This window comes from Sphingobacterium sp. UBA5670 (assembly GCF_002420705.1).
GTDB lineage: Bacteria > Bacteroidota > Bacteroidia > Sphingobacteriales > Sphingobacteriaceae > Sphingobacterium.
Window position 1 is genome coordinate 1 of the sequence record NZ_DIIM01000006.1, and the last position, 18,453, is coordinate 18,453.

Genomic DNA, 18,453 nt, shown 5'->3' on the forward strand with positions numbered 1-18,453 from the left:
CGCTATTATGCCTTATGCTGGCTATTGGCGTTTTTTGTTTCATACGTTATCATGTTGCGTATTTTCAAAAAAGAAGGCCGCACCCAGGAACAATTGGATCAGCTTTCAATTTATATTTTCTTGGGCACTTTAATCGGAGCACGATTGGGACACTGCCTATTTTACGATTTTGACTATTATAAAGACCATATACTTGAAATCTTCCTTCCCTTCAAATGGGATAAAACAGGGTTTCATATCACAGGCTTTGCTGGCTTGGCTTCCCACGGCGGCGCCATCGGAATTATCCTCGCGCTATATTTATTCTGCAGAAAAACAAAAACCGACTTTTTGTGGTTAGCGGACCGATTGGTCGTTGTAGTCCCTATTGCCGGTGCACTTATCCGAATCGGAAATTTCTTCAATTCTGAAATAATTGGTACACCTACGGATCTACCTTGGGCCATCGTGTTTGACCGTGTAGACAATGTCCCCCGCCATCCAGGGCAGCTTTATGAAGCAATCGCCTATATTTTGATTTTTATTATCATTGGTTCCCTATTCAAATCGAATCCAAATCGCCCAAAAGGTCAATTATTTGGCATATTTATGGTCCTATTGTTCGGTGCCCGTATGGTCCTAGAACATTTTAAAATTGACCAAGAGGCATTTGAGCAAGGTATGGCTTTGAATATGGGTCAATTGTTGAGTATACCTTTTATTCTGGTAGGTTTCTACTTTATCTTCCGGAAAACTAAGGCTTAAAACAGGGGAAATATATCCTTGTTTGCAAATGCAATTTAACAGGCATCATTTCTCGAAAAGATGCCTGTTTTTTTTTCAATACCTGCAAAGATTACTATATTAGGCTTCAATAAATAATATATCTTTTTACAACAAGAAACTTAAACCTAAAATGAGTCTAGCGCAATGTGCATCTGTAGAAGCAAATGACAAGATGCTTCAATACAACGGTCAATATGGTGAGTACGGAGGGGCATATATTCCTCCAGTATTGGAAGAGCAACTAAATAAACTAGGGGCCTTTTTCGATAGCCATGTCCAAAAAGAAGAATTTCAGAAAGAGTTTATCGCCATCTTAAAACATTATGTTGGTCGCCCCTCTCCATTATACTATGCGAAGAATTTAAGTGATTATGTCGGTTCCAAAATCTATTTAAAGCGAGAAGACCTCAATCACACGGGCTCCCACAAGATAAACAACTGCATAGGTCAAATTCTTTTGGCCAAACAAATGGGAGCTACAGAAATCATTGCTGAAACCGGTGCCGGTCAGCATGGGGTAGCTACAGCTACCGCAGCGGCATTATTAAACATTCCATGTAAAGTATTTATGGGTGAAATAGACGCTGCACGCCAAGCCCTTAACGTCAAACGCATGGAATTGCTGGGAGCCGAAGTGGTGACAACCAACTTAGGTAGCCGTACATTGAAAGATGCCGTCGACGCCGCATTGATGTATTACGTTGAAAATCCAACCTCTTATTATCTATTGGGGTCTCACGTAGGCCCGCACCCCTATCCAAAAATGGTCGGCTATTTCCAAAGTGTTATCGGTAAAGAAGCCCGGCAACAGATTCTCGATCAAGAAGGGCGTCTTCCTGATAGCATATTTGCCTGTGTAGGCGGAGGGTCAAATGCCATTGGCCTATTTTCAGGATTTCTGGATGACCTTGAGGTAGAAATTAATGGCGGTGAAGGTGGGGGTACTGGTAGCTACCCAAAAACGGCAGCTACACTCTCTTTTGGCAAACCAACCGTATTTCAGGGAACATACTCCTATTGTTTGGTCGATGAAGAAGGCAATCCTATCCCCTCGACATCGGTGTCTGCTGGTCTTGATTATCCGGGAATCTCGCCTCAACATGCCCAATTAAAAGACAACAAACGAGCAAACTATTACCCTGTAACAGACGAAGAGGCTATCGAAGCCTATAAATTGCTTTCTCGATTGGAGGGCATTATTCCCGCAATCGAATCTTCCCACGCTGTTGCTCTCGCTGTAAAATTACTAAAAGACAAAAACAAAGTCGCCATTGTCAACCTTTCGGGACGCGGCGATAAGGATGTGGATCGTGAATTTTAAGCCTAAGTATTAAAAAAAATCAAGTAGATCGGGTCGCCACTATTATAGTACGTACTCGATCTAACATCTTATTTCAAACTAAAGATCCTCAGAATGAAGCAGCATAAAAACCCACGAATAGTTTTAAAAACAATTATCGCGCTCCTCATCTTACTTTCTGTAGGCCTTATTAGTTATAATCTCTACCCAGAGACACCTTTGGATAAGAATACAAAAGTAGACAAACTTGTCGTTTATAAATCAAAGAGAACGTTATTAGCCTATAGTAAAGGAAAGCTATTAAAATCTTACCCCATTTCCTTAGGTGGTCAGCCTGTTGGTGCCAAAGAAATTGAAGGTGATTTAAAAACCCCGGAGGGCCACTATACCATCAATGATAAAAATCCCTATAGCGACTACCACAAAAACCTCGGTGTTTCCTATCCTAACGAAAAGGATGTTGCCCATGCTAAAAGTTTGGGAAAAGATGCCGGCGGCGACATCAAAATTCATGGGCTTAGAAACGGATTGGGATTTATCGGCAAATTGCAGCGCTGCGCAGACTGGACATTTGGCTGTATGGCGCTTACAGATTCGGAAATTGACGAGCTTTTTGACGCGGTTGCAATAGGTACACCGATTGAGATCAATCCTTAGCCATCTAGCCTTCCCTTTATAGTTTTTCCTGCAGGCATTCTTCAAAATACTACAAAATAATCTCTAAATCTTACAACGGCATGTCTAATTAATTAGCGATTTTTGAGTTTACATGATTAACTTGTATTAAAATAGTTTTTATGAAATATCCAAGATTACAAAATACCAGCGCCAATGACAGAGCGACAGCAGACATGCTATCTGAAAATTAAATACGTATGCATTAAATAAACAGGAAATTTCATAGAACTTCTAAAAGACAAAATGCCGTGCATTCTTGAATTACATTGAATGCAATTACAAATGAATAATTATTTATATATGAAACTTGCGATAAAGAATATGGTGTGTAATAGATGCATTATGGTTGTTGAAAATGAATTGGCTAAGCTCAACCTTCATGTCAGGCACATTTCTTTGGGCCAAGTCGAAATCGATGAAAATCTGACCAAAGAGGAGACCAAGCAACTTGCCTCCAATTTTTCGGCCCTTGGCTTTGAACTGATTGATGATAAAAGAACCGTCATAATAGAGCAGGTCAAGCATCTTGTATTAGATCTCATCCGTAATCAACATAACGACACCAACCTCAATCTTTCTGAAATCATCAGTAAAGAGGTACATCACGATTACAATTATATCTCCAATCTCTTTTCGGACGTCGAAGGAATGACCATCGAAAAATACTTCATCGGCCAAAAAATTGAATATGTCAAAGAGTTATTGGTTTATGACGAACTTACCTTAAGTGAAATTGCCTATAAACTCAATTACTCCAGTGTTGCTTATTTAAGTAATCAGTTCAAAAAAGTAACTGGACTTACGCCAAGTCACTTTAAACAGATCAAGGAGAATAAAAGGAAACCGCTTGATAAGATCAATGATTAAAGACCTCTTACGAGCTATTAGAAATTCACGTTTAGATTGAAGGCTTGATTGGATGTTATCGCGGCACAGCAGAAGAAAGCTAACGACGAGCGACAAAACAATCTGGTGTGATCATCGATTGCCGGGATCAGAAAAAAAGTCCAAAAAAACAGAAAAGGCTTCCGAGCGGAAGCCTTTCTTTTTAAAATTGCCCTTTCAAATTAGCAACCCTTATTTTAAATGTCTCTAGTTCTTTTTGTTGTTGGTTGATAAAAGAATTTTCTTCCAGTTTTCCTACGACTATATCACGTTCGTCATCATTAGCATATACCATGTTTTTAAACGGATTTTTATAATCTTTAGCACGGGATTTATAAATCTGTTCACCAATCCAGATCCGGTGCCCAAGCGCCTGATCCAACAAATATACGATTTTATCTGCTGATAAGACCATACCTTCCAAATTTAAGACTTCAATTAAAGACAAGAGCGCATGTTCACGTTTATCTAAGGGGTAATCTTTACTCTTATCATGATAAAATTCATGAATATCATCCCATGAATCTATTTTTTTTGATTTGACATCATTCAGGAAAGTTTGCAATGCATTGCTTTCGATCAACTGTCCACCTATATTCTCCCAACTTGTACGCGAGCGGCCTGATAAGGTGTCCATAATATCCTGCAGTGAACCACCCTCCTCGAGGGCATCCATCAGATGAAGCACGCCATAATATATAATAAAGGAGCGATATAAATGGTAAGCCTCGCCTACTTTCTCAATAACAGTCGGTCTTCGGGAATTCTCTGCACCTTGCAGCACGATCGTCTGACCCTTTAAATCCATATTGTTCGCAAATAATGCCCGACCGGCAACAATACGTTCCTGCTTATCCTTTCCTTCTACTGTATCGAGAAGACTGTCTGCCACGGCCAAGGCCAATATATCCATCCCCTCAAACATCTCGTTCACCGTATCTGGCGCCAACATGTCGTATTCAAAATACTGATTTTTGAAATGCCGATTATCCCTCGCTTCATACTTATTGGCATTGCGTACCAACGCATACATGTTGTACATAAACCAGTAACCTGGAATCAATACCAATCGATCATGTTGTACGTCATTACTAACTAATGTAAAAGGAAGTTTGATATCCAGTTCATGAAGAAAATCACCTTTCACAATGAGGCAATAAGATGCAAATCTAGAGTTATGTTTTAGACTGACACAGAGTCCGGGCCAGAAACCACGTCCTGCGATAATTTCGCCATCTGCTGCTCTGGAATTGTGATTAGATCCTACCGTCGCTCCTGCTGCCATATTACTTTGCCCCATCACCAATGCAGCGCATAAAAAAGAATTGTTATGGTGCTGCTCGTGGGCAGGAAAAATCAAAGAGTTTAGTACTTCACAACAAGAAATTGTTGAATTGTCCCCCAAATAAGAATTGATCAGCCGCGCTCCATATTTCAATTGCGAATAGGAAGCCAAGATAAAGCGAACGGCTTTTACGCCGTAAAATATACGACAGCCATAGCCGATAATCCCGTTTACGAGCTCACAGCCCTCTCCGATCTGTGTATACGATTCCTGAGAGGAATTGACGGTCACATTTTTTAACTTACTAACCCCTTTGATATAGGCATCTGTTCCGATCTTGACATTCTTTATCGTAAAGGTATTTTTGATGACGCAACGATCACCGATTTGGCTATAGTAGCCGCGTCGGCTTCCAAATTTTTGATCAGTCAACTCAACAAACCGCTGCTGTAAGGCATGATCATGGCGATTACGGGTCCATAAATAAACATCGGCAGCCTGCATGCCATCAAAAGGATAAACCGAACGGGCACCGTTTTCATTACATAGCTCCAGCTGGATACGTTTTTCAGCCTCTTCACCATCTCGGAGAATGCCATTACCAAATTTAGCTGTACTGCCAGTTTCCATTTCCTTGATCTGACTCAACAGGACCTCATTGCCCACGATAAAGTAGGACAAGTAGCCCACATGATGGACGGCAACATCATCGCCAAAATCCGAACTGATGATCGTTGAATGATACAAGCCAATCGGCAGCTGCAAATTGCGGTAGTCCAGGTAACTTGGACTCAGATTACCGATACGTACCAAGCCGTAGAACTTACATTGCTGAATCTGATTGGGATCAAAGACCGCCGATACTTTAACTTTAGACCAGTCGCTAGACCAGTTTCCGTTGTTGATCAATTGCTGAATCTCGGTCTCTGTCAGATCGCGGTAGTCATTACGCGGATTTTGCTGAAAACGAAGGGTATATTCGTCCTGTCCTGCTGGAATAAACTCATCTGGGATAAATCCATATCCCAGATGATCCAAAGGTTTCTTCTTCAATACACTCATAGACCTCCTTACTCTACTGTTACAGATTTAGCAAGGTTACGTGGTTTATCCACATCCAAGCCCAATTCTACACCAATATAATAAGATAGCAGTTGTAACGGTACGACCGAAATTAACGGTGCAATGATTTCATCTGCTTCAGGAATTTCCATAAAATCATCCGATAGGCTTTCAGAAACTGTATCGCCTTTGGTCACCACAGATATGATTTTTCCTTTACGGGCTTTGATCTCCTGAATATTGGAAACAATCTTCTCATGATAAGCATCTTTTGTGGCGATAAAAACAACTGGTAAGCTTTCATCGACCAATGCGATAGGTCCATGTTTCATTTCCGCTGCAGGATAACCTTCGGCATGGATATAGGAAATTTCCTTGAGCTTAAGCGCACCTTCGAGCGCAACCGGGAAATTGTACCCCCTACCCAAGAAAAGGAAGTCGCGGGCATCTTTGTATTTTTTTGCGATCTGCTTGATTTTTTCCACTTGCGTATCTAAGATCCATTCCACTTTCTCAGGAACTTCATTCAATTCCTGTGCAAGTTTTTGATAGCGCTCTTCGCTGATTGACCCCTTCAGGGAAGCGATTTTCAATGCGATCAGATTCAATACGGTCAATTGTGCCGTAAATGCTTTTGTACTCGCAACACCTATTTCCGGTCCAGCATGCGTATAGGCTCCTGCGTCCGAAAGTCTTGCGATAGAAGAACCAACAACATTCACTACGCCCAAGATGATAGCGCCTTGTTTTTTTGCATTTTCCAGAGCGACCAACGTATCGGCAGTCTCACCGCTTTGGGAAATCGCCAAAATAACATCGCCCGGATGAATAACCGGATTACGGTAACGGAATTCCGAGGCATATTCGACCTCTACATTAATACGGCATAGCTCCTCAATAATGTACTCCGCAATAAGTCCCGCATGCCAGCTTGTACCACAGGCAACAATTACAATGCGGTTGGTATTGCTAATCTCGTTTGCAAATTTTTCGATACCGCTCAGGGTAATCTGATGTGACTGCAAGTCCAGGCGGCCACGCATGGAATCAAAGATCGTGTGCGGCTGTTCAAAGATCTCCTTTAACATGAAGTGATCGTAGCCTCCTTTTTCAATAGCAGACAGTTCAAGGTCTAATTTTTGAACATAAGGAGTAATGCGCTCATTTCCTAGGTTTTTAAGGATCAACTCTTCTGGCGTGATAATGGCCAGCTCATAGTCATTAATGTAAACAACTTCTTTGGTATACGCTAGCATCGGTGAAGCATCTGAACCCAAAAAATGCTCGTTTTTACCGATACCAATCACCAAAGGACTTCCCTTGCGCGCTGCAATGATACGATCCGGATGACTTGCTTCCAATACAAGGATCACATAAGCTCCCACTACGCGCTTCAAAGCAATACGAATAGCCTCTTCGAGAGAGCACTCATTTTGAGATTGGATCTCTTCGATAAAGTTGACAAGAACTTCCGTATCTGTATCACTTTTAAACGTATAACCTTTGCTGATTAATTCAGACTTCAAAGAAGCGTAGTTTTCAATGATTCCGTTGTGGATCATGGCTATACGACCGCTGTTGGAATAATGCGGATGCGCATTCCGATCAGAAGGTTCACCGTGGGTTGCCCAACGTGTATGCCCTATACCTGTAGTTGATTGGAGATCGTGACCGAAGACGAACTCTTCCAGGTTTGCAACTTTACCTGTTTTCTTGTAAACATCAATCTGGTCACCTTTATGCAATGCCACTCCAGCACTGTCATATCCACGGTATTCCAATTTTTTCAATCCGTCAATGACGATACCGTACGCCTGACGATAACCTGTGTATCCTACAATTCCACACATGCTTGTCTCAATTTTAAGTGTATATTTTGTTAATGCGCCGCAATGTAATAAAAAATATTTACGCAATCGATTGATTAACCTAAAATTAACACAAAAAAGGCGGCCAATGTCTATTAGCCGCCTTTTTGCGTTGTAAAATTTACTTATTTTTTAATGTTCTGCCACATCCACATGGTCATAATCTTCCTTCATCAAGGCCTCATAGTTTGTTTTTTCTTTCTTTCCAAAACGGCGCTGAAGACTATCAAAGATGGAGTAAACCACCGGTACAACAACCAAGGTTAAGAATAGTGAAGACAGAAGCCCCCCGATAATAACAATCGCAAGACCTCTATTCATATCGGCACCATCTCCAGTAGCGATTGCAATAGGAATCATACCAAATACCATGGCAATAGTTGTCATCAAAATCGGACGAAGACGGGCGTGATTGGCAGCCACCAAGGCATCGTGTGTATTATCGCCCGCTTCCTTACGATGGTTAGCAAAATCAACCAGCATGATCGCATTCTTGGCCACCAGGCCAATTAACATGATGATACCCAAAATCGTAAAGATATTCAAGGTTTGATTTCCTAGTGCCAAGAACAACAAGGCTCCGATAAACGACAATGGAATCGAGAATAAAACCACGAATGGTGTGATAAAACTATCATATAAAGCAACCATTACCAAATATACTAGGATAATAGATGCCAATAAGGCAATTCCCAATGTACCAAAACCTTCACTTTGGTTTTCCATATTACCACCCCAAACAAACACAATCCCTGGTTTACGAGGCAGTTTTTCGAATTGCGCTTGCCACTCCTGTGCTACCGTACCCATTGGTCTACCGATTGCCTGTCCCTGAATAGATACTGCTGGTGATTTATCGCGACGCTCCAACAAGGTAGGTCCTGATCCGTAAGTCACATTGGCAAACTGATCCAAGGAAATGGAAGCCCCTTGATTATTGATAAACTTCAGATCGCGCACGTTATCAATATTTGCACGGCCACTCTCGGTATAACGAATATTGATATCATATTCATTATCCCCCGCTCTATATTTGTTGTCTGTATTTCCGGAGAATGCCGTTTGCATCGTCATACCCACCGTAGAGACATTCAGTCCCAAAGAGGTCATTTTATCACGGTCGATCTTCACATTGATTTCGGGGTTACCTGCCTCAGAAGTCAATTTGACACCCGCTGCTCCGGGGATCTTACGTAATTGATCCGCCGCCTTTTCTGCAAACTCTTGTGCATCTTCGACAGAAGCGCCGATAATGGTCAGCTTCAATGGCGCTTGCTCCGCTCCCATGATACCAACGTTGACGGTTTTGATTTTCGCACCGATCAGATTATTTTCCAGTTCTCGCTTCAAGGTCGCAGAATATACCTGTGAGTTGCCTTCAAAATTTTCTTTGTCGAGGATCACGTGGATCTCCGATTTGTAGCGCGAACCTGTGGTCGAAGCCATACCATCCGAAGACTGACCCACCGTTGTAATAATTTCTTTTACGTCGGGTTTCGATTTTATATAAGCCTCCGCTTTCTGCGTCAATAAGTTGGTTTTCTCCAGAGAAGCATCTTTGTCGAGTTCCAATTGGATGAAAAACTCCTTACGATCAACACCTGGGAAGAAATCCGAACCGATATAGCCTTTAGCGATCAGGAAAAATGATGCAACAAGTAAACCAATGGCCAAACCTAACGTTGCCAGTTTGGTACCGACACTGCGTAAAGCCCAAGTCAATAAACCAGCAACCCAATGTGTAAAACTGGTCAATCCACTTTCAAATCCATGGATAATACGACCAAAGAACGAGGTTTTGCTCAAATGCTCCAATTTACCGAAACGCGAATATAACCAAGGGACTACGGTAAATGACACCAATAAGGATAACAATGTCGAGATAATGACAGTCACACAGAATTGTGCCAGGATATTGGCCACCAAGCCCGTAGACATCGCGATCGGAAGGAACACGACAACGATAACCAAGGTGATCGCTGTTACTGTAAATCCAATTTCAGAAGCACCGTCATACGCCGCACGCACCTTGTTTTTACCCATCTCCATGTGGCGGTGAATATTCTCAATAACAACGATCGCATCATCCACGAGGATACCAACCACCAGTGACAGGCCGAGTAATGACATCAAGTTCAGGGTATAACCCATCAGGAGCAAACCAATAAACGTCGCAATCAAGGACAATGGAATTGCAATCATGGTGATCGCCGCATTACGTAAACTTTGCAAGAAGAACAACATGATAAAGCCCACTAAGGCAATTGCAATCATTAAGTCGTGGATCACGTTATCGGCCGCATTCAATGTAAAATCTGAAGAGTCATTGGCCACCAAAATTTTAATATTTTGTGACGCATAATCCTTCTCCACCCCACTAATTACTTTTCCGTCTTTATCATGTACAGCAATGGTTTTCTTGACCGCTTCAGACACCGCTACCGCATTTGCATCAGACTGTTTAAAGACCTGCAATAAAATTGTATTCTGACGGTCCAAACGGGCCACTTTTTCAATTTCTTTGATACCGTCCTGTACATCTGCGATGTCACGTAAATAGATTTGTACTCCAGCCGGCGTCGTGATAGGCAGGTTCCGCAGCTCCTCGATTGAAGTCACTTTACCCGAAAGACGGATGGTTGTCCGGTTATCGCGGGTACTTACGTTACCTGTCGGAAAATCGAGATTGGAAGCCGCTACAGTTTGCTGTACCTGCGAAATTGTCAGTCCATAACCTTCAATTTTTTTCGGGTCTACAGAGATCTGGATTTCACGCTCCTCGCCACCGATCATGTCTACTTTCGCAACACCATTAATACGTGCAAAAACAGGCTGGATTTTATTATCCAATAGATCATAAAGCTCTTTCTCCGATAAGTTGGATGTGACAGCCAAACTCATGATAGCCACATCATCCAGGGAGAATTTAGAGAGTGAAGGTGTCTTTACATCATCCGGCAAATCGTTGATCACGGCATTGATTTTCCGTTGGGCATCGGTCAGCAGGAAGTTGACATCCGCACCGTTGTTGAGGGTAATCATAACGATCGATACCCCTTCCAAGGAAGTCGACTCTACCTTTTTGATACTTTCCAAGGATGAAATAGCATCCTCTATTTTTTTGGTCACCGAACTTTCAACCTCTGCAGGCGAAGCTCCCGGATAAACCGTCTGTACCGTAATGACGTTAATTTCAAATTTAGGGACTAATTCATAGCCCAATCGCGTATAAGAAAACAACCCGCCTAATGTCAGTATTATAAATAATACGATAATTATACTGGGGCGTTTTATCGATATTTCGGTAATTTTCATTCGAATAATTTATTTTTAATAGCTATGCAACTGGAGTTCCATCTGCTACTGATTACAGTATGCTCTATTTAATAATCTCTACAGGGCTTTGGTCAAATAAATTGATCTGACCCGAAACAATCACCTGATCCCCATTTTGTAAACCACTTAAAATCTCGATGTAATCACCAAAGTTTCTACCCGATTTGACGTTTGTTTCGATTGCTTTACCATTTTTCAGCACAAAGATCTTGTTGTCGCTCACACTGCCCACAAAGGCGTTACGTGGTACGATCAATGTGTTGCTGGCAGCCCCCTCACCGAAGATGGCCGTACCATACATACCGGCTCGCAACTGATTCGATGCATTATTTACCTCGATTTCTACCGGGAAATTTAAGCTACCATCCGATTTAGGCGCTATAAAAGTTACTTTACCATTGAAGCGTTGGTCGGCATAAACACTTGCTGTCACATCAACAGATTGACCAATCTTTAAGGTCGCGACATTCTTTTCGTCTACATTGACACGCAATTTCAAGGTGGCAACATTCACAATATCGAAGGCTGCAGCGCCGACATTCAGGTAAGTTCCCGGTTCGATTTTACGTGAATTAACAATACCCGATACCGATGTTTTGATGGTCACATCGCCAGCATTCAATTTAGAAGCTTTTAAATTGTTTTTCGCATTCTCAAATTGCAATTTCACCTGGTCTAGCTGTTGTTTGGTTACACCACCCGTAGAGAAAGCACTTTCAAAACGGTGTAAATCAGCCTGCGCATTGGTATATGCAGCTTGAGCATTCGCTACGTTTACATTCAGTTTATCGCCCTCAATGATCGCCAAAGTCTGTCCCGCGCTCACATGAGAACCCTCATCAACCAATACTTTCACTACCCGGCCGGCTGTTTCAGCCGAAACGGTTACTTCTTGTTTTGGAGAAAATGTACCGTTAGCGGTATAGCGCAAGTCCATGGAAGATATTTTCGCCGTATCGATACGCACCGCAATAGCCGCATTTTTCTTTGCTACTTCTGCCGTTTCGGCCTCATTTTTCTTTTTATTTTTATTTAACACAAAAAATATTCCTGCTAAACCAGCAGCAATAATAAGTAGGGTAATAATTCCGCGTTTCATATTGTATTAGTCAATTATTCTTTAATTAGTGATTTTAATTCGCCATTCGCCTTAATAATCTGTACTTCGGCGACTTTATAGTTCAACAAACTCGTATTTAGATTATTTTCCGCATCAGCTAGTGCTTTTTCTGCATCAAGTAATTCTGTTAACGTTGCTAAACCATTGTTAAAATTGTTTTTAGTATCATCAAGAACACCTTTCGCCAATTTAACATTCCGACGATTATTGTCGATCGTCAGCAAGCTGATCTTGATCTGTGATTTGGCGTTTTCTTTTGCTAAATTAAGACCCAGTTTGGTATCCTCAAGGTCAACCTGAGCTTGTCTGATCTGAATATCGGCCTGGTTTATTCTCGCCTTTGTCGTACCACCAGTGAAGATAGGCACCGAAAGGTTCAAACCTATGCTTGACGTCTTTGGCCAGCTAAAATCACCACCGATTGGAAAACCTTTACCAAAACCATTAAAACCAAAATCTCCACCTAAAGATAGTTTGGGGTACAAATCAGCAACCTTCGATTTCTTGTTCAGTTCGTAAAGTTCAATTTGTTTCTTCATCAACTGCACTTCAGTCCTATTTTCAACATTATCCGATTCCACTGCCAATGCTGCATTGATATCAAAGGTCTCTCCTGATAATTCAATATCCTCCTCTATCGGCTTCCCAATTGCGAATTTCAACGCATTTTCTTTGATCTGCACAGCGTTGGTTGTTTGTTGTTTTTGTGCCTCCAGGTTATTCACATTGACAACCAAGCGATCTAAATCTATTTTTTTTGCCAGTCCAGCATTGACAAGTCCCGCTGTCACTTCTTTCGTTTTTGTTGTACTTTGCAAGTTATTTTCTATCGTCTGAAGTTTCAGATGTTCTTGGTAAATATCATAATAAGCATTTGCTACTTTTTCGATCACCTGTTCATCTGTTAACTGCGCATTTATTTGGTAAAACTCTTTTGTTGTTTTAGCTGCTTTCAATCCTGTAAAGATCGATTGATTAAAAAGCTGTTGATTTAAAGAAACTACCGCCGTTGAATTCCAAGGCTGTCCCATTTTAATTTTTTGAGTCTGACCACCGGCTTCCAACACCATTTCTGGGATCAACACATTGTATTTTAAGGAACCGTTTGCTGTAATTTGTGGCAACGCGCTACCCCTAACCTCATCAATCTGGTATTGCGAGTTTTCGAGATCCAACTTTGCCTTTTTAGCTTCCTTTTTGTTCTGCAAAGCAAATTTAATTGCATCACTTAAGCTCAATTGTTGCTGTGCATGACTTTGGAAAACCATCGTACCTAATAAAAGGCTGGCTAGTATTCTGATTGTTTTCATTCCTAATTTATTTATCCTAATTTTATATCTACTTTTTATTTATACCATTAAAAAACAGCTTGGTAGCCAACTTTTGTTTCTGCAGCACTTCATCAAAACGATCCTGATTTGGAATCCCCGAAATGATATCTGAGATATTACACATCAAGGATAAACTCTTCATCAGTTCCACATAGATTTCGGCCGTTTCGTATAAATGCTCCCCATCGATTTCACCTTTTTCAGCACCGATCTCAAGGATCTCAAACAAAGCCTTCACATCGCGGTCGTGCAGGCACTGAAAAAAATCCTGCATGGAAAGTCCCTTGATCCATTCCAGATTTTCATTCATGTGCAACATATAGTATTTCCGGACAAATGCATCGCGCAGTTCCAGAATTTTTATGATCAACTCGTAGGTTGTGCCCACATGCACAGCAACCATCTTCTCCTCCTCTTCTCTATATTCATCCGTCAAACGCACAATCACATCCCGTATAAGTGCATTCTTTTCCGAATAATAGTAATACAAATTCGCTTTGGTAATTTTTATATCCTCCGCAATTTCATTCATTGTAGTCTTACTAAAACCGTAATGCATAAAGCGTCTTATCGCCGCATGAATGATTTGATCTTTTCTATCTTCCATTCTTCAAAAAACTCCTTTCTACTTTCTGACTTTTATCAAAAATTGTTCAAAAATATAAAAAGTAACATGTCGGGCAAAATAAATTTTGAAATTGTAATAATTTTGATATTAAACTGACAACAAAAAAGGCAAACTTTTGAGTTTGCCTTTTATTATACGAACAGGTCTGTTAGAATGCGACCGTGTTCTGAAAATGTTTTAAAAACTTTCGCTTATCCAGTTTATAGAGACGTGCTGCACGATAAGCAACTCCAGTCTGTACTTCGTCGAGTTCTTTTAGAAAGCCATAATTCTGCATTTTCTTTCTAAAATTGCGCTTATCGAGCGGTTTATTCAAGATCCCCTCATACACCAGCTGTAGCTGGGTGAGGGTAAATTTTTCGGGCAGCAGCTCAAAAGCAATTGGCTTATATGCAAGACGCCGTTGCAATCTTTCCAGACAGAGGTCCAAAATCTGCTTATGGTCAAATGCCAGTTCGGGTACATTCCGAACAGGAAACCATTTTGCCTGTTTCATATAATTTGTAACAGGTTTGGTTTTAAGTTTTGTATTGTCCAGCTGCACGAGCGCATAATAAGCCACTGTCAAAATCCTTCCCTTTGGATGCCGTTTTAATCCGGCAAAGGAATGGAGCTGATCCATAAATACATCTTTCAAACCTGTATTCTCATACAAAATTCGTTTTACGGCATCTTCCATTTCTTCGTCATTATCCACGAAAAAACCTGGCAATGCCCACCAATCCTTAAAAGGATATTCATTTCTTTCGGCTAAAAGAACTTTTAATTCTCCTTCGTGAAAGCCTAATATGACACAGTCTACGGTAAAATTACTATACAAAACTTCTAAATTTATTTATGTGCAATATACTGAGCTAAATTTAGCGGTTACTAATCATCGGGTTATCTGTAACAATTATACGCTTCCTAAACGTGATGCGCAAAAAAATATTGAAAAATTTATTCAAAGTGTAGAATATACACTATAAAAATCTTATATTCGTAAAACCTAAAATATAGAGTGTGATAAAAGAAATTAAAAAAATAGGTGTATTGACATCGGGAGGTGATGCTCCTGGTATGAACGCCTGTATTCGTGCTGTAGTTCGAACAGCATTACATAAGGGATTGGAAGTAACGGGTATTTATCAAGGTTACCAAGGTCTGATTGATGCAAATTTCAAAGAAATGGATACGCGCTCAGTCAGCAATATTATACAACGTGGTGGTACGATATTAAAGACAGCGCGTTGCATGGAGTTCAAGACAACCGAAGGCCGTAAAAAAGGATACGACAATTTGAAAGCTGCCGGCGTGGATGCATTGGTGGTTATCGGTGGAGATGGAACTTTTACAGGTGCCAATTTCTTCTCCAAAGAATTTGAAATCCCCATTATAGGTATACCGGGAACCATTGACAATGATCTCTATGGATCTGATTATACGATTGGCTATGATACCGCTAACAATACCGTAATCGAAGCGATTGATAAAATCAGAGATACTGCGGCCTCACATGAACGTCTTTTCTTTGTTGAGGTGATGGGCAGGGATTCGGGTTGTATTGCCTTAAATGCAGGTATTGCCGGTGGTGCCGAAGCTATTTTACTTCCCGAGAAAGAAACGGCCATTGACGATTTAATCCGTCATTTAGAAGATGGGGCAATCAAGAAGAAATCATCGTCTATTGTTATTGTTGCGGAAGGCGATCAAAATGGCGGCGCTTATTATGTAGCAAAAAAAGTAAAAGAAAAGTTTGATCATTACGACACGAAAGTTAGTATATTAGGGCATTTGCAACGTGGTGGTGCTCCAACGAGTTTTGACCGCGTGCTTGCTAGTAGATTGGGCTTTGCTGCTGTCAATGAATTATTGGCAGGAAATACAAGAGTCACTGTTGGACTCCGTGGTAATGAAATCAAGACAACTCCAATTGAAGAAGCAATCAGCAATAAGGAAATTAAACTTAGCCCTGATTTATTGGAAATGGCTGAGATTTTATAATCATAAATTGAACAGACATGATAGCAGTAGTATATAGTGGGTCTCGATTTTCAGACTGGCGGTTGGCTGATAAGGGACGGATAACGACCGGATTCCGAATGAACGGCATCAATCCTTATCTTCAAGATGAACGCTCCATACTACAGCATTTGCATAAGAACACCAATCTGATCAATAACGCAGAGAAAATAAAACGAATTTATTTCTTTGGTGCAGGATCATCGTCGAAAGAACGTAAGGATAAAATAAAAAACGTTCTGGAGCGCTTTTTCGTCAACGCACGTGTACGCGTAGATCATGATGTCATTGCTTCCGCTATTTCGACTTTTGGCGATGAGCGGGGCATTATTGGTATCATTGGCAGTGGATCAAATGCAGCTTATTATACAGGGAAAAAAATCATTGATAATAATTATGGTCTAGGTTATATTCTGGCCGATGAAGGGGCGACGAACTGGAATAGCCAGCAGCTGCTCAAACATTACATGACAGACACCTTACCGATCGATCTACGCGACAAGTTAGAAAGAGAATTCAACATTGACAAGAAAACAATTTTAGAAAGGGTGTATATTGCTCCCCAGCCGACAAATTTTCTGAATTCTTTTACTGATTTCGTCCTGGAAAATAAGGATCATTTATTTATCAATCAATTGGTTAAAAATGGGCTTCGTACGTTTATTAAAACATACATCAAGCCTCTAATGAAAGAATACCCAGACAGCGATGTGAACTTTACCGGTTCAGTAGCGTTCAATTATGAGAACATACTACGGGAAGTTGCCACAGACGAATTTAATATCAGTATTGGGACTGTTGTCAAAGAACCAATACACAATTTAATTAAATATTATATCAATAAAAATTAAGAATATGAAAATTGGAATTAACGGATTTGGCCGTATTGGTCGTTTAGCATTCAGAGCGGCTATCAATCGTCCAGAAATTGAAATTGTTGGTATCAATGACTTAGTTGAACCAGATTATATGGCTTATATGTTGAAATACGATTCAACACATGGCAAATTTGACGGTTCTGTAGAAGTAAAAGACGGAAATTTAGTTGTTAACGGAAAAACGATCCGTGTAACTGCTGAGAAAGATCCTGCAAACTTGAAATGGAATGAAGTAGGTGCTGAAGTAATCATCGAATCTACAGGTTTCTTCTTAACACAAGAGTTGGCTCAAAAACACATCGATGCAGGTGCAAAGAAAGTTGTTATGTCTGCTCCAGCAAAAGACGACACCCCTACTTTCGTCATGGGTGTAAACCACAAAGAATTGAAAGCTGATCAAAACATCGTTTCAAATGCTTCATGTACTACAAACTGTTTAGCTCCTATCGCTAAAGTATTAAACGATAAATTTGGTATTGTAGAAGGTTTGATGACAACAGTTCACGCGGTTACTGCAACTCAAAAAACAGTAGACGGACCTTCAGTAAAAGACTGGAGAGGTGGTCGTGGTGCTTACCAAAACATCATCCCTTCATCTACTGGTGCTGCTAAAGCAGTAGGTTTGGTTCTTCCTGAATTGAAAGGTAAATTGACTGGTATGTCATTGCGCGTTCCTACAGCAGACGTTTCAGTTGTTGACTTGACAGTACGTTTAAACAAAGGTGCTTCATACGAAGAAATCAAAACTGCGATGAAAGAAGCTTCTGAAGGTGAATTGAAAGGTATCTTAGGTTATACTGAAGACGAAGTTGTTTCTTCAGATTTCTTAGGTGATGCACGTACATCAATCTTCGATGCAAAAGCAGGAATTTCATTGAATGATAACTTCGTTAAAGTGGTATCTTGGTATGACAACGAGTGGGGTTATTCAAACAAAATCGTTGACTTGGTATTAGAAGTTGGTAAATTATCTTAATCAACTCCACCAATATCCTATAAAGGGGCTATTCATGTAGAATAGCCCCTTATTTTTTTTTCCTTAAAAATCAGCAGGTTGGCGTTTAAAGGCAAAAAAAAGCGCTTTTGGCTTTTGTAATTCAAATAATCCGTCTATATTTGCATCATCAATAAGGCAAACAGCTAACGTTGAAAAGGTGCCATAGCTCAGTTGGTAGAGCAAAGGACTGAAAATCCTTGTGTCGCTGGTTCGAATCCAGCTGGCACCACCGAAAAGGAAGAACGCAAGGTTCTGACAGATTGAAAGAATAATAATTCCAATGCGAAAATAGCTCAGCTGGTAGAGCACAACCTTGCCA

14 protein-coding genes and 1 tRNA gene are annotated in these 18,453 nt (G+C 40.7%); 8 read left to right on the plus strand and 7 right to left on the minus strand.

From position 1 onward, the window contains the following. The 4 genes from lgt to B3C94_RS07905 form a co-directional block, all read left to right on the plus strand. A partial coding sequence (gene lgt / locus B3C94_RS07890; protein WP_293901610.1) for a prolipoprotein diacylglyceryl transferase occupies nucleotides 1-744 on the plus strand: 744 nt, incomplete at its 5' end. 151 nt (nucleotides 745-895) lie between these two features. Then, on the plus strand, nucleotides 896-2,086 hold the full coding sequence (gene trpB / locus B3C94_RS07895; protein ID WP_293901613.1) for a tryptophan synthase subunit beta: 1,191 nt from the start codon (nucleotides 896-898) through the stop codon (nucleotides 2,084-2,086). Between the two features lie 93 nt (nucleotides 2,087-2,179). Then, a complete protein-coding gene (locus B3C94_RS07900; protein ID WP_293901616.1) occupies nucleotides 2,180-2,722 on the plus strand; it encodes a L,D-transpeptidase family protein in 543 nt (180 codons plus the stop codon). 321 nt (nucleotides 2,723-3,043) lie between these two features. Beyond that, nucleotides 3,044-3,610 carry a helix-turn-helix domain-containing protein gene (locus B3C94_RS07905; protein WP_293901619.1) on the plus strand — a complete coding sequence of 189 codons (567 nt, stop codon included), beginning with the start codon at nucleotides 3,044-3,046 and terminating at the stop codon, nucleotides 3,608-3,610. A 181-nt stretch (nucleotides 3,611-3,791) separates the two neighbouring features. Here B3C94_RS07905 and B3C94_RS07910 read toward each other — a convergent pair whose 3' ends face one another. The 7 genes from B3C94_RS07910 to B3C94_RS07940 form a co-directional block, all read right to left on the minus strand. Then, complete coding sequence (locus B3C94_RS07910) at nucleotides 3,792-5,975, minus strand: DUF4954 family protein (protein ID WP_293901621.1); 2,184 nt, start codon at nucleotides 5,973-5,975, stop codon at nucleotides 3,792-3,794. Nucleotides 5,976-5,983: 8 nt separating this feature from the next. Then, nucleotides 5,984-7,825: a glutamine--fructose-6-phosphate transaminase (isomerizing) gene (gene glmS, locus B3C94_RS07915; RefSeq protein ID WP_293901624.1), complete on the minus strand. Its 1,842-nt coding sequence runs from the start codon at nucleotides 7,823-7,825 to the stop codon at nucleotides 5,984-5,986. Nucleotides 7,826-7,975: 150 nt separating this feature from the next. After that, nucleotides 7,976-11,158, minus strand: a complete 3,183-nt coding sequence (locus B3C94_RS07920) for an efflux RND transporter permease subunit (RefSeq protein WP_293901627.1) — start codon at nucleotides 11,156-11,158, stop codon at nucleotides 7,976-7,978. Nucleotides 11,159-11,222: 64 nt separating this feature from the next. Then, entirely contained in the window at nucleotides 11,223-12,278 is a 1,056-nt protein-coding gene (locus tag B3C94_RS07925; protein WP_293901630.1) for an efflux RND transporter periplasmic adaptor subunit, read from the minus strand. A gap of 14 nt (nucleotides 12,279-12,292) precedes the next feature. Further along, nucleotides 12,293-13,609 carry a TolC family protein gene (locus B3C94_RS07930; RefSeq protein WP_293901633.1) on the minus strand — a complete coding sequence of 439 codons (1,317 nt, stop codon included), beginning with the start codon at nucleotides 13,607-13,609 and terminating at the stop codon, nucleotides 12,293-12,295. A gap of 28 nt (nucleotides 13,610-13,637) precedes the next feature. Further along, the gene (locus tag B3C94_RS07935) at nucleotides 13,638-14,237 is read right to left on the minus strand and encodes a TetR/AcrR family transcriptional regulator (RefSeq protein ID WP_070561152.1); all 600 of its coding nucleotides are present in this window, start codon (nucleotides 14,235-14,237) and stop codon (nucleotides 13,638-13,640) included. A 169-nt stretch (nucleotides 14,238-14,406) separates the two neighbouring features. Then, nucleotides 14,407-15,078 (minus strand): NUDIX hydrolase, encoded by a 672-nt coding sequence (locus tag B3C94_RS07940; RefSeq protein WP_075992906.1) that lies wholly within the window; start codon nucleotides 15,076-15,078, stop codon nucleotides 14,407-14,409. A gap of 185 nt (nucleotides 15,079-15,263) precedes the next feature. Between B3C94_RS07940 and pfkA the strand changes: the two genes are divergently transcribed. The 4 genes from pfkA (at nucleotide 15,264) to B3C94_RS07960 (ending at nucleotide 18,363) form a co-directional block, all read left to right on the plus strand. Then, on the plus strand, nucleotides 15,264-16,241 hold the full coding sequence (gene pfkA / locus B3C94_RS07945) for a 6-phosphofructokinase (protein WP_414712645.1): 978 nt from the start codon (nucleotides 15,264-15,266) through the stop codon (nucleotides 16,239-16,241). 17 nt (nucleotides 16,242-16,258) lie between these two features. Beyond that, nucleotides 16,259-17,110: a hypothetical protein gene (locus B3C94_RS07950; protein WP_293901650.1), complete on the plus strand. Its 852-nt coding sequence runs from the start codon at nucleotides 16,259-16,261 to the stop codon at nucleotides 17,108-17,110. Nucleotides 17,111-17,114: 4 nt separating this feature from the next. After that, nucleotides 17,115-18,113, plus strand: coding sequence for a type I glyceraldehyde-3-phosphate dehydrogenase (gene gap, locus B3C94_RS07955; protein WP_293901653.1), 999 nt, complete (start codon nucleotides 17,115-17,117; stop codon nucleotides 18,111-18,113). A 177-nt stretch (nucleotides 18,114-18,290) separates the two neighbouring features. Continuing rightward, nucleotides 18,291-18,363: transfer RNA gene (locus B3C94_RS07960), tRNA-Phe, on the plus strand. Nucleotides 18,364-18,453 lie beyond the last annotated feature (90 nt).

Excerpts from the sequence above, each read along its gene's own strand:
- trpB (WP_293901613.1), top strand. The coding sequence starts at position 896 with ATGAGTCTAGCGCAATGTGCATCTGTAGAAGCAAATGACAAGATGCTT.
- B3C94_RS07900 (WP_293901616.1), top strand. The coding sequence starts at position 2,180 with ATGAAGCAGCATAAAAACCCACGAATAGTTTTAAAAACAATTATCGCG.
- B3C94_RS07905 (WP_293901619.1), top strand. The coding sequence starts at position 3,044 with ATGAAACTTGCGATAAAGAATATGGTGTGTAATAGATGCATTATGGTT.
- B3C94_RS07910 (WP_293901621.1), bottom strand. The coding sequence starts at position 5,975 with ATGAGTGTATTGAAGAAGAAACCTTTGGATCATCTGGGATATGGATTT.
- glmS (WP_293901624.1), bottom strand. The coding sequence starts at position 7,825 with ATGTGTGGAATTGTAGGATACACAGGTTATCGTCAGGCGTACGGTATC.
- B3C94_RS07920 (WP_293901627.1), bottom strand. The coding sequence starts at position 11,158 with ATGAAAATTACCGAAATATCGATAAAACGCCCCAGTATAATTATCGTA.
- B3C94_RS07925 (WP_293901630.1), bottom strand. The coding sequence starts at position 12,278 with ATGAAACGCGGAATTATTACCCTACTTATTATTGCTGCTGGTTTAGCA.
- B3C94_RS07930 (WP_293901633.1), bottom strand. The coding sequence starts at position 13,609 with ATGAAAACAATCAGAATACTAGCCAGCCTTTTATTAGGTACGATGGTT.
- B3C94_RS07935 (WP_070561152.1), bottom strand. The coding sequence starts at position 14,237 with ATGGAAGATAGAAAAGATCAAATCATTCATGCGGCGATAAGACGCTTT.
- B3C94_RS07950 (WP_293901650.1), top strand. The coding sequence starts at position 16,259 with ATGATAGCAGTAGTATATAGTGGGTCTCGATTTTCAGACTGGCGGTTG.
- gap (WP_293901653.1), top strand. The coding sequence starts at position 17,115 with ATGAAAATTGGAATTAACGGATTTGGCCGTATTGGTCGTTTAGCATTC.